Annotated in this window: 11 protein-coding genes; 8 read left to right on the top strand and 3 right to left on the bottom strand. The window is 59.4% G+C overall.

The annotated features are described in order from the left end of the window. The first annotated feature begins 10 nt into the window (after positions 1-10). The 5 genes from GCU68_RS06795 (at position 11) to GCU68_RS06775 (ending at position 5560) form a co-directional block, all read left to right on the top strand. Entirely contained in the window at positions 11-787 is a 777-nt protein-coding gene (locus tag GCU68_RS06795; RefSeq protein ID WP_161991496.1) for an IclR family transcriptional regulator, read from the top strand. A gap of 230 nt (positions 788-1017) precedes the next feature. Continuing rightward, positions 1018-2529 (top strand): class I adenylate-forming enzyme family protein, encoded by a 1512-nt coding sequence (locus tag GCU68_RS06790; RefSeq protein ID WP_152940120.1) that lies wholly within the window; start codon positions 1018-1020, stop codon positions 2527-2529. A 204-nt stretch (positions 2530-2733) separates the two neighbouring features. After that, a complete protein-coding gene (locus GCU68_RS06785) occupies positions 2734-4185 on the top strand; it encodes a DUF58 domain-containing protein (protein WP_152940118.1) in 1452 nt (483 codons plus the stop codon). Then, positions 4182-4670, top strand: a complete 489-nt coding sequence (locus GCU68_RS06780) for a hypothetical protein (RefSeq protein WP_152940116.1) — start codon at positions 4182-4184, stop codon at positions 4668-4670. The genes GCU68_RS06785 and GCU68_RS06780 overlap by 4 nt, the downstream gene beginning before the upstream one ends. Next, positions 4667-5560: a hypothetical protein gene (locus GCU68_RS06775; protein WP_152940115.1), complete on the top strand. Its 894-nt coding sequence runs from the start codon at positions 4667-4669 to the stop codon at positions 5558-5560. Before GCU68_RS06780 ends, GCU68_RS06775 begins: the two co-directional genes overlap by 4 nt. A 32-nt stretch (positions 5561-5592) precedes the next feature. Here GCU68_RS06775 and GCU68_RS06770 read toward each other — a convergent pair whose 3' ends face one another. From GCU68_RS06770 to GCU68_RS06760, 3 genes are read right to left on the bottom strand one after another with little or no spacing between them, the layout of a single operon-like run. Then, positions 5593-6606, bottom strand: a complete 1014-nt coding sequence (locus GCU68_RS06770; RefSeq protein WP_152940113.1) for an AAA family ATPase — start codon at positions 6604-6606, stop codon at positions 5593-5595. Continuing rightward, positions 6603-7724 (bottom strand): DUF4350 domain-containing protein, encoded by a 1122-nt coding sequence (locus GCU68_RS06765; protein WP_152940111.1) that lies wholly within the window; start codon positions 7722-7724, stop codon positions 6603-6605. The genes GCU68_RS06770 and GCU68_RS06765 overlap by 4 nt, the downstream gene beginning before the upstream one ends. A gap of 28 nt (positions 7725-7752) precedes the next feature. After that, positions 7753-8016 carry a hypothetical protein gene (locus tag GCU68_RS06760; protein WP_152943631.1) on the bottom strand — a complete coding sequence of 88 codons (264 nt, stop codon included), beginning with the start codon at positions 8014-8016 and terminating at the stop codon, positions 7753-7755. 166 nt (positions 8017-8182) lie between these two features. Between GCU68_RS06760 and GCU68_RS06755 the strand changes: the two genes are divergently transcribed. Genes GCU68_RS06755 through GCU68_RS06745 form a run of 3 tightly spaced genes read left to right on the top strand, consistent with a single transcriptional unit; the run spans position 8183 to position 11423 of the window. Beyond that, positions 8183-8977, top strand: coding sequence for an ABC transporter ATP-binding protein (locus tag GCU68_RS06755; protein WP_152940109.1), 795 nt, complete (start codon positions 8183-8185; stop codon positions 8975-8977). Next, a complete protein-coding gene (locus GCU68_RS06750) occupies positions 8974-10188 on the top strand; it encodes an ABC transporter permease (protein ID WP_152940107.1) in 1215 nt (404 codons plus the stop codon). Before GCU68_RS06755 ends, GCU68_RS06750 begins: the two co-directional genes overlap by 4 nt. Continuing rightward, positions 10188-11423 (top strand): ABC transporter permease, encoded by a 1236-nt coding sequence (locus GCU68_RS06745; protein ID WP_152940105.1) that lies wholly within the window; start codon positions 10188-10190, stop codon positions 11421-11423. The genes GCU68_RS06750 and GCU68_RS06745 overlap by 1 nt, the downstream gene beginning before the upstream one ends. Positions 11424-11444: the final 21 nt, after the last annotated feature.

The raw sequence follows: 11444 nt of genomic DNA, 5'->3' as shown, positions 1-11444 counted from the left end.
ACGACCGGCCATGGACGAGGACCCAGCAGTTCCGATCAACTCAGTCAAACGGTCGTACGCTATCGTCGACGAGTTACGCGAGCGTGGTCGAGCAGGAGCGACTGAACTCGCAGACGCATTGACGCTCCCGAAAAGCACCGTTCATAACCATCTCCGGACGCTCGCGACGCTGGGCTACCTCGTCGAAGAAGAAGGATCCTATCGGCTCGGGACTCAATACCTCCACGTCGGGCAGGAATCACGGAACACGCGAACTGTGTTCCAGCACGGCCGCGACACCGTTGAATCGCTTGCAGAACAGTCAGGCCGGTACTGCCAACTCGTCATTGAGGAGAATGGAGATGCAGCAGTAATTCAGTCCACGAAGTGGGCTCCCAACGAGGGCACACGTACTACTCAGCAAGCGTATCCAATACGTGCACGGCTTCACACTAACGCGCCAGGGAAGGCGATACTCGCATACCTGCCGTCCGAACGGATCACAGAGATCGTCGATCAACAGGGCCTGACAGCCCGGACGGAACAGACCATAACTGACACGGATAACCTCCAATCAGAGATGGCGACGATACGAGACCGGGGATACGCCATCGATCGGGGAGAACTCATCAATGGGATGGTTGGTATTGCCGCTCCCATCGTGACCGAACAGACCGTTTACGGCGCAGTAGCTGCATACGGCGCCGGCAACGAGATGCGGGAGGCACTTGACGAAGGACTTCCCGGCCTTGTCACAGAAAGTGCGGACGATATCAGAGCAGATATCGTCTTTGCCGGCCCCGAGTAGCACTCCGTAGCTCTTTCGCATGACCTAGTCTCGAGGCAGGCCCCACCACGTCATCGAAATCACTGACTTCAGGTTGGTTTCGTCCCACAATATGGCACAGAGGTCAAATTACAAAATCATCCCGAGAAACGAAATCTGGAGGTAATCAACTCGGTCAGGCACACAATTCATATCTGATATGTAATCTAGTCACAAAAAATGAGATAGTCCGGTGCGTTATTCATCCGCTCATGAACTTCGGGAACGTCGTTGATCACGCCGCGAGGGAAATTCCGGATTCGTGGGCGGTAGGCGACCCGGAGCGACGGATAACGTATGTCGAACTGTCGGCGGCATCTAACGCGGCGGCGAATCTTTTTGCGGCGCGCGGTGTGGATCGCGGCGAACGCATCGCTATCTGCCTCCGGAACCAGGTGCCGTTCTTGACTGCGTATCTCGGTGCGATGAAGCACGGCGCCGTTCCCGTACCTATCAACACGCGATTCAACGACGAGCAGGTCCGCTACGTGCTCGCCACCAGTGACAGTTCGGTGCTCGTGACCGACGAGGCGTTCGAATCGGTCGCGACAAACGTGGAAACAGCGATAACCGTCGATGGGAGCATCGGCCCCCGTTTTCAGACCCTGCTCGAGGACGCGGCCAACACGTACACGGTGTATCCACGACGGAGCGACGAGATAGCAGCGGTTGTCTACAGTAGCGGCACGACTGGACGGCCGAAAGGCGTCCGTCACACGCACGGCAATATCATTGCCAATGCGCGGGGGATTCGTACCTATCACCGCCTGACGCGGGATGATATCGGGCTAACGGTGAGTCAATGTTTCCACGTTACGGGACTCAACGTCACGACCACTCCACTACTCCTTGCCGGGGCAGAGAACTGGTTCCTGCCGGAGTGGGATCCCGTTTCCGTGGCGGAGACTATCGAGACTCGAGACGTCACCTATACATTCCTCACGCCGAACATGGTGCGTGATCTGGTTGCCGACGATAACGTCAATGACTACGATTTCTCGTCACTGGAGCGAGTCGTCGTTGGCGGGGCACCAATGCCGACGGCGCAGCTTGACGACGCTGAGGCAACGCTCGATGCGACGGTCCTCGAGGGCTATGGAATGACCGAGACCACACCGCTGGCTGCGTTTAATCGACCTGACACGGACGTTCGAAAGCCCGGCAGTGTCGGCCCGCCTGCTCGTGAAGTCGTCGACCTTCGAATCGAGGATATCGACACGGGCCAGCCAGTCGACTGCGGAGAGCGTGGTGAACTGCTCTGGCGGGGCGATACAGTAACACCCGGATTCGAACGGCAACAACGCAATGCCGAAGCATTCGTCGAGCGAGACGGAAAGCGGTGGCTTCGCTCGGGAGATATCGGATATCTCGATGACGATGGCCACCTCTTCGTCGTCGGTCGGCGCGGGGACATGTTCACCGTCGGCTGTGCAAACGTCTATCCACGCGAAATTGAGGAGGTTCTCTATGACATTGACGGTGTCACAGGAGCGGCGGTTATCGATGTCCGTGACGATCTCAAGGGGGCAGTTATCACGGCCATCGTCACGCGTGACAGCGACGTCACAGAAGCACAGATACGTGAGATCTGCAGGGCTCGCCTCGGAGAACATGAGATCCCAGAACAAATCGAGTTCGTTGACGACATCCCCCGGACTGCAACTGGAAAGATCGACCGCGTAGCCCTCGGAGAGATGTTTGAGTCACTATCATCACTATCGTAAGCAGTGAAGTACCCCGCCCACGGTGGGACGGGGAACTCACGCTGGTTTTAGTTCACCGGCACCGATACGGGTGCAGGATCTCCATCCTACTCGCTCACTCCGTTGTGGTTTGATCTGTTTCGAGCCTCGACCAGTAACAACGCTCCCGGCAGCCAGTTTCACGAAATCAGTAGCTTCAACAGGACACCCACAAATCGGTGATATATGTATCCTACGCGTCAACTGTGGGCGGCGATTTCGCTCACAGGGGTTCTCGCGGTGCTTGCAGTCGTTACCGCCAGCCCACTCCTCCTTGGCGGTGCTGGGCTGGTTGGCGCGTGGGTGTTGATACGCCAGTATCAGTTCACTCGAGCACTCGAGCACGGTGTCGCCTCCCTACAGATCCGTCAGTCGGTCGGCCAGTCGGGGATTCGGACAACGGATACGGTTCCGGTCACTCTCACGGCGACGCTCGAGGCAGACTCACCACTCAGCTTCGAGGTCGACGCTGGACTGCCGGCGGCAGCCGTTGCAGACAACCAGTTGGCGCTAACACTCAACCCGACTGACTCGAGCGCTGAGCACACGGTCGATGTTTCGTGGCCGATCGCCGGCCAGCACCGATTCGACGAGCCGACTGTGACAGTCTCGAATGGATTCGTCCGCGAAACACTTTCGCTGGGTACGACACCGGAAGTGACCGTCAACCCACGTAGCCCGCGGACGATTCATGTCGGCGACGGCGGCACTCAAATTGCGACAGTATACGGCGAACACGATGGTGGAAAGCTGGGATCCGGACTCGAGCCGGCAGAGCTGCGGGAATACCTTCCAGGTGACACGGCGGATCAAATCGATTGGAAGGCAACAGCCAGGCTGGCGACCCCACACGTCAGAGAGTTCGAGGCCACGACCGATCGACGGACGCTCCTCGTCGTCGATCATCGTGCCACGCTCGCGACGGGGGCACACAGTGAGACGAAACTCGACTATCTTCGCGAAGTCGCGCTCGCAACAGCCGCAAGCGCACGACGACTCGGCGACCCGCTCGGGCTGCTCACTATCGGCGATGGCGGCGTGACCTCCCGTGTCGAGCCCGCGACGATGCCCGCGACGTACACCCACGTTCGACAGCAACTCCTCACCCTCGAGCCAACGCCCGCAGACCCACCATGTGAGCCAGCGTCCGGCGCCAGCGAGAGTCGACAGCAACTCACTGCGGCGGCTGCTCGAAAGAAGCTGGCGGCGATCAAGGATGACACGGATACGTTCGCGACGACGCTCCAACCGTTTTACGCGACTCGAGAACGGTACCGTGACCGCATTGACTCAGATCCACTCTACGGTGCCGTCAGAACAGCACACAATCGCAGTCTCGACAGTCTCTGGACGGTCATCTTCACTGACGATTCACGACCGACAGAGCTGCTCGAGACGGTCAAACTCGCACGCAAAAACGGAAACACAGTCATGATCTTGCTCGCACCCACAGTTCTGTATGAGCCGAGTGGGCTCGCAGATATCGACCGGGCCTACGACCGCTACGTCGAGTTCGAGGAATTGCGGCGAGAGCTTGATCGAATGACTCGCGTGACTGCACTCGAGGTTGGGCCAGCGGATCGACTCTCGACTGTGCTCTCGTCGAACCGAAGCCACACTCGAGGAGGTCGTGCATGAGCACGGCTGCCGACGAACAGTCAGGACGTGACTGGCCAACGATCGGCGCACTCGCTGTCCTCACCGCAGTGCTCACGCTTGCCGCCGGCCCTACTGGCACTGTTGCCGCACTCACAACGGCAGTCATCTGGTATACACTCGGGATTCCGTATGCGATCGCAGCGGGACACGTTGTGCTCGCGACGGCGTTTTCGGGAGATATCGATCTTTTCACCTTCATCGACATCGAACTCGCGTTCGTGTTCGTGCTCGTTTTGAGCAGCCGAGCCACGAACTCGCTCAGCAATGTTGCCGTCGCGCTTGTGAGCGCTGTCGGACTGGTCAGCATTGCGTGGGCCGGGAGCCAGGCGCAACCATTGTGGCTCGCTGCCAGCATCCTGCTTGCCGTTTTCGCGCTTACAGCGTACACCCTCCACCGGTACGAACTCGTCCGCCTTGGACTCGTTCCCGATGAGCACACAACAGACACCAAATTTGAGACATGAGTAGCAACGACGTCGAGATGGCCGAGCCACGTTCGCCCACGACCAACGAGACTGATAGCGAGACGACAGACAGCGACGAACAACTTGAACTCGCGGCGCAGGTCGAAGTGCTGACGGAGGAAAATCGCCGGCTACGCGAGGAGTACGTTCGGGCACGCCAATCACGCTACCAGGCGACGGCACTCGGGCTTGCAGCGGTCGGTATCATCGCAGCACTCGGCGGTGTGCTCTTTCCCGATGCACGGGATGTCCTCGTTGCACTCGGTGCAACCGGCCTGTTCGGGGCGGTACTGACCTACTATCTCACGCCGAGTCAGTTCGTCGCTGCCGACGTCGGCGAACGCGTCTACACTGCGGGTGCAACGAATGTCGCTGCGATTGCTGACGAACTCGGACTCCGTGACGATCGAGTGTACGTGCCCGGAAAGACGGTCCCTGCCCGCCTCTATGTGCCCCAGAACACAGCATATTCCGTGCCGGATGACGAGGCAGGACCGATCGTCGTCGACGACGATTCACGCGGTCTCCTCCTCGAGGCGACCGGCGCCGAACTCTTCGATGAGTTCGAGCAAGCTGTGACTGGAGCGATTGCGACTGAGCCAGCAGCACTTGCGTCCCAGTTGACTGACGGTCTCGTCGAACAGTTCGAACTCGCACAACGTGCCGACGCCGATATCGACGCAGCCGACGGCCGGGCGACGATTTCGATTACCGGTAGCGCGTTCGGCGATATCGATCGAATCGATCATCCCATTCCGTCTTTCCTTGCAGTCGGCTTCGCCGCTGGGCTTGATCAACCCGTTACGCTCGAGGTCACACCTGGCGACGACCGAGCCGACTGGCTGGTCACCTGCCGCTGGAATCCAGAAACAGCGCCCGAAGACGAGTAGCCCGCTCTGCTAGCCGAAAACGAGAGGTCTTCTCAGTTTCTAACCGGTTCTGCTGGTGGCTCGGCCGCATCTGCCCCCGGCGGTTCGATCGAATCGACGATATCAGCGATGACCTCTGCAGGCGTCACATCGCTCAGATCTGCGTCCGTACTTAAGACAAGTCGGTGAACCAGGGTCGGCTCTGCAAGGATTTTCACGTCGTCGGGGATCACGTACTCACGGCCGTGGATGGCCGCTCGTGCTTTTGCACCCTCGAGGAACGCAAGCGTTGCTCGAGGCGAGCCACCGTGGGTCACATCCGGATGGGTTCGTGTCGCTTCGACAAGATCGAGGATGTACTCCTTGACCGGTGGAGCGATGTAGACCGACGAGACGACATCACGTGCAGCCAGCACTTCCGACATTTCGACGACCTGTTCGACGTCGTCTGGGCCAAGGTCAGGAGTGTCATCAAACCGGTCGAGCAACTCGCGTTCATCCGTTCGGTCGGGAAGATCGATCGTGAGTTTGAACTGGAAGCGGTCTCGCTGGGCTTCCGGGAGTTCGAAGACCCCTTCCATCTCGAGTGGGTTCTGCGTTGCGACGACCATAAACGGCAGCGGCAAAGCAAGGGTCTCACCTTCGATTGTGACGCGACGTTCTTGCATTGCCTCGAGCAACGCACTCTGGGTCTTCGGCGTCGCCCGGTTGATCTCGTCAGCGACGACCAGATTGGCAAAGACGGGCCCGCGTTGGAGTGCAAACTCACCGCTGTTCTCCCGGTAGATGTGTGTCCCCGTGATGTCCGCTGGCAGAATATCGGGAGTCATCTGGATTCGATTGTACTCGAGTCCAGTCACACGTGCGAACAGGTTCGCGAGCGTCGTTTTCGCTACACCTGGGACTCCCTCAAGCAGAACATGGCCACGAGTCAGGAGGGCGACCGTGAGATGCTCGACTGCCGATTCGTTTCCGATCAAGACGCGACCGATTTCGTCGCGCAACGCATCGTAGATCGCCTCGGGGCTGCTCGACATCTCGTCGTCAGCGGGGTGCTCGACGCTCATTCGTCGTCTCTTCGTTTCGCTCCATCACGGTTAAACGCTGCCATCACGCGCTGGATTCGCTGTTCGTCCCAGTCGGGATGGCGCTCCCGAAGGAGTGTTGCCCGCTGCTCGTCATCGAGTTCCAGAACCGGTTCAACGGCAGTTTCGTCAACAGGACCGTGGCGACTACCAACCACTGTCTGAATTCGTTCGAGTACAGGATGAACAGCTCGTCTCGAGAAGAGCACAGTCGCTCCGATCCCGAGTCCACCGACGAGCACCTGTAATAGGGGTGAGCCACGCAGCGTAAGCATTGCACCGGCAAGCGGTGGGAGCTCTTCACCGTGAGAGAGGTCGATCAGTACGTGGTCCGAATCAGTATACAGTCGCTGCAGGAACGCTGCATTGTCTGGTTCGTCGATCATCGCATTGACCGCAATACTTGGGTCACCGACGACAACCACCTGACCGTCAGAGACGTTCTCAACGGTTGCAACGGGAGACGCCGCGAGTTCTTCATCGCCACTCAGTTGGTCATCCCGATTCGCATCGCGATAGGCGTACTCACTCGTTCGGACCAGTACCGTGGCCTCACCCGGCTCAAGTGCCGATGCGTGATTGAGTGTGAGCTGCTCAACATCTTCAGTAAGTGTATCGTTCTCAACACCGGTTGCAATCGGCATCGTCGGCCCACGGTGGTACTCCTGTTCGTCTCTGAGCAAGACGCCATCGACACGGGTTTCGGCCCCTACAGTCTCCAGCAACTCGTTGCCGCTCGTGCCGAAGTTCTCGAGGACGACAAGTGTTCCACCATTTTCAACGAACTGCTGTAGCCGTTCAGCATCAGCCGCTGTATACTGTTCTTCCGGTGCGATAACGAACGCGACCGTCTCGTTCGGATCGTAGGCGTCATACCGGGCTGTATCACGAATCAGTTCACTCTCAACGCCTGGTTCCGATTCGATCTGTTGTCGGAGTTCGGATGATCCATCCCATGAGGGGTTGTACGGGCCAAACGCCGCCGTCGACGTCGCTGCTGCGACGCCCACTGCAATGAGCACGGTAATCGACAGGGTGACGAGCAACACTCGTGGCCAATCGATCCCTGCGTCGTCGCGGATCCACTCGAGGGGATTCACTGTGTCACCTCCAACTCAAGACAGCGAGTTACCATGGAAGCACCTCCGGGGGCAGAATCTCGAGGATACGGCGGACAACGATGACCGCAAAGCCAACTAATCCGAGTAGGATGAGCCACCGAAGTCGACGCCGCCACTCGGGTGTGACGGCAAACGGGGCTGTGAGCTCTGTGACAATCAGCAGGCCGATCAACGAGAGGACAAAGAACAGTTCGTAGGAAAACGAGCCGAGCACGGACAAAGCCAGCACGGCAGCAACCATCCAAGCGAGTTGTCCGCGGATAAACCGCATTCGTCGGTGCGTCGGCATCTATCTCTGTAGGTGAAGCCAGTCCCTGTAAACCCACGGGATTTTGTTGACAGGAGTTACCTTTGAGAGGTAGCGAGAAACCCTTGAAATTTTCAGTTGATATTCAGGAATCGGGACAATTAATGGGGTATAGCTGACTGTCCACAGTATGACGCCGCCTACACCTGCCGCTTCCGCACCACCCGGCGACGGCACTGTCGCTGGCACTCGCGAACACACCGATCCACCCGTCGTTCGCGCTTCCGACGTGACCAAAATCTACACGCGGGGGTCGGATCCCGGCCGACTTGGAACGCTACTCGGCCGATCAGAGGCACCAAGAGTACGGGCGCTCGAGAACGCCTCCATTGGGATCGAACCGGGCGAGATCGTCGGCCTCGCCGGCCCAAGCGGCAGCGGCAAGTCGACGCTCCTTCACCTGCTTGCCGGGTTGGAACTACCCACTGAGGGGACCGTAACGTTTCAGGAGACAGACCTCGAGACGCTCTCGAATCGACAGCGAACGCGACTCCGACTCGAGCATGTCGGAATCGTCTTTCAACACTTCCATCTGGTCAAGTCACTCTCCGCGCGGGCCAACGTTGCGCTCCCACTGGTCGAACTCGGCGTTGGAAAACGTGAGCGGCGAAAGCGAGCCACAGCATTGCTCGAGCGGGTTGGACTCGGAGACCGAGTCGGACACCGTCCCGGCGAATTAAGCGGCGGCGAACAACAGCGGGTGGCGATCGCCCGTGCGCTCGTGACTGACCCGACGCTGGTGATCGCCGACGAGCCGACGGGCGAACTCGACACCGAAACGGGCGAGCGCGTCCTGAACGAGTTCGAACGCATTGCGGACGACCGGGCCGTCGTACTCGCCTCTCACGATCAGCCAACGCTGGCGATCGCTGACCGCATCGTCCGGCTCAAAGACGGGACGATCCGCGGTGACGGCGACAAATGAACCTTCGAAAGCGACTCACGCGGTGGGTTGGTATCATCCGCGTTGGCGTCCGCCAGACGATCTCCCGTGCGACCCAGACAGATCAAACACGCATCCGGTTCAGCATCCTCGGCGTCGTAGTCGTGATTGCATTACTGGTCACCGTAACGGGCATCGGCATCGGTCTCGCGACCGGAACGACAGTGTACGACGACGACGTTGATTACTGGGTTGTTCCCGAAAGTGACGGCGAGCGATCGTCGCTGCTGGCGACTGATCAGCCCCAGTTCGGTTCCGTCCACGAGACCACCGGGCAGATTCGAGCGACGGACGATGTGACGTTCACATCGCCGGTTCTCTCGCAGGTAGTCCGTCTCGAGGTCGGAGACAAAAGCGAATATGTCCTGGCGATTGGCGTCATCAACTCGCCCGGTTTCGATCGGATTGCCGAGGTCTCGACAACAGGACTGACCGACAACGATCCATACTACGCGAACGGCAGCTACGACGGCGACTGGACCGGCGAAATCGTCCTCTCGCGGAGCGCCAGCAGCCTGCTCGAGGCCGATTCTGGTGACAGAGTGACGGTCGCCGGAAATGACTCCTTCGTCGTCACGGCGACTGATGACGGAACGAGTGCTGCTGGCGACATCCCGACCGCCGTCGTCCAGCTCAGCGAGCTCCAGACCTTGACCGGTGACGACAAACACGATCAAGCCGACCAGTTCGTCGTCGGGTCGAACTCACCAGCGGTCGAAGACGAGTTGGCAGGAATCTATCCGCAGTCCAATGTCCTCACTCGGGGTGGTCTTACCGCCAGTGAGGCCACGGAGTCGGGGCTCCCGTTTGCACTCGCGCTGACAGCGTTTGTCGTCGCCATCTCTGTCGGAACGCTGTTCGTCCTCACAACGACTGGGCTTGAGGTCGTCGCCGATCGCCGACAGCTGGCAACGCTGTCCGCGCTCGGTCTCTCGACACACAGCCAGCTCGGATTGATCGGCGTTCAGACGCTCGTGGTAACTGGACTCGGTGGATTAGTAGGCTCGGTCGTGGGTCTTGGCGGAATCCGGCTGACCAACTATATCGCAACTGAAACGATTACGACCGGTCCGATCGCGACGTCCCATCCTCTCTTCGTCGCGTACGGAGTCGCCGCCGGACTCCTGATCGGTATCCTTTCGTTACCGATTCTGCTCATACTGACGCGACGTGTCACCGGAGGTGTCCCGTGATGAGTCTCAAACGCTGGCTTGCTCGCCTTCGTGTCGCCGGCGGAATCACGATCAGCCAACTCCGCCACCACCGATTACGACTTGGCCTTGCAATCATCGGCGTGGGGTTGGCCGTCCTCGCGATGACGCTCCTCGCCGGCGTCGGCGTGGGTGTCCTCGAGACCGGTGAACAACAGTTCGATGCGGCTGACCGGGATCTGTGGGTAACCGCAGGCGAGACACGGCTCACACCCGCTGGTGGTGGCGGCTTCGAGAACTCGCTGACTGACTCTCGGAGTGTTGCTGCCGAAATGCAATCTCATGACGATGTCAAAAATGCGGTTCCACTCGCATTCCAAACAGTATACGTTGGAACTAGCGAAGATGACGACTTCCAGACATTTATTGGGACCGGCGTTCCCGGAAGCGGCAGTGCGGTTCAAGTCACAGAAGGAGAGGAACTGAGAGGAGACCCACACTACGCGAACGGCAGCTACGATGGCGAGCGAACCAACGAGGTTCTCATCGACGAGGAGACCGCTCGAGCACTCGATGTCGAGGTCGGCGACACGATTCATGTCGGTGGCTCACTTGCTGTCGCCCGCAACACAGAGATGACCGTCGTCGGTATCTCCTCGACATTCGAGCGGATGCTCGGTGCTCCAACTGTGGTGATGCCGCTTTCCGAACTCCATGAGGCGACGGGCACGACCCAAACCGAGCCCGCGACGTTCATCACGATCACCCTCGAAGATGGCGCAGATATCGACACCGTTCAAACGAGCCTGGCCGAGGATCATCCCGAGTACGAGATTCGCTCGAACCAAGAGCAACTCGAGGCAGTCCTTCAGGAACAGGTGCTCATCCTCGCTGCAGGCGGGGCACTGATTGTCCTCGCGCTCGGAGCGGGGATCGCACTGACACACACCCTGCTCACGCTCGTGATCTTCCAGCAACGGGCGGCCTTTGGGGCGCTTTCAGCGCAAGGAATCTCCTCGTCGTTGTTGGTGGCCTCGGTCCTCGGACAAGGTCTCGCGATCGGTCTCCTCGGCGGCGTTCTCGGACTCGTCCTCACGCCGCCTGCGGTCGGCCTGTTGAACCGACTCGCGGCGGCCGTTGTCGGCTTCGACGGGTTGGTCCAGACGTCACCGACGATTCTCGCGAGTGCGCTGGCGATCGCGGTCGTGATCGGTACGGTTGCGGCCGCACTGGCTGGCTGGCGGCTCAGTCGAACGCCACCGCTCGAATATCTTTGATATTCCCTCCTCAGTATTAAA

It is taken from the genome of Natronorubrum aibiense (assembly GCF_009392895.1).
GTDB classification, from domain to species: domain Archaea; phylum Halobacteriota; class Halobacteria; order Halobacteriales; family Natrialbaceae; genus Natronorubrum; species Natronorubrum aibiense.
Note: the sequence above shows the minus strand (reverse complement) of the source record. Positions and strands in the feature narration are given on the sequence as shown.

What these genes read in the sequence shown, in the direction of transcription:
- GCU68_RS06760 (WP_152943631.1), bottom strand. Translation starts at nt 8,016, where the DNA reads ATGCGGTTTATCCGCGGACAACTCGCTTGGATGGTTGCTGCCGTGCTG.
- GCU68_RS06770 (WP_152940113.1), bottom strand. Translation starts at nt 6,606, where the DNA reads ATGAGCGTCGAGCACCCCGCTGACGACGAGATGTCGAGCAGCCCCGAG.
- GCU68_RS06775 (WP_152940115.1), top strand. Translation starts at nt 4,667, where the DNA reads ATGAGTAGCAACGACGTCGAGATGGCCGAGCCACGTTCGCCCACGACC.
- GCU68_RS06780 (WP_152940116.1), top strand. Translation starts at nt 4,182, where the DNA reads ATGAGCACGGCTGCCGACGAACAGTCAGGACGTGACTGGCCAACGATC.
- GCU68_RS06745 (WP_152940105.1), top strand. Translation starts at nt 10,188, where the DNA reads ATGAGTCTCAAACGCTGGCTTGCTCGCCTTCGTGTCGCCGGCGGAATC.
- GCU68_RS06790 (WP_152940120.1), top strand. Translation starts at nt 1,018, where the DNA reads ATGAACTTCGGGAACGTCGTTGATCACGCCGCGAGGGAAATTCCGGAT.
- GCU68_RS06750 (WP_152940107.1), top strand. Translation starts at nt 8,974, where the DNA reads ATGAACCTTCGAAAGCGACTCACGCGGTGGGTTGGTATCATCCGCGTT.
- GCU68_RS06795 (WP_161991496.1), top strand. Translation starts at nt 11, where the DNA reads ATGGACGAGGACCCAGCAGTTCCGATCAACTCAGTCAAACGGTCGTAC.
- GCU68_RS06755 (WP_152940109.1), top strand. Translation starts at nt 8,183, where the DNA reads ATGACGCCGCCTACACCTGCCGCTTCCGCACCACCCGGCGACGGCACT.
- GCU68_RS06785 (WP_152940118.1), top strand. Translation starts at nt 2,734, where the DNA reads ATGTATCCTACGCGTCAACTGTGGGCGGCGATTTCGCTCACAGGGGTT.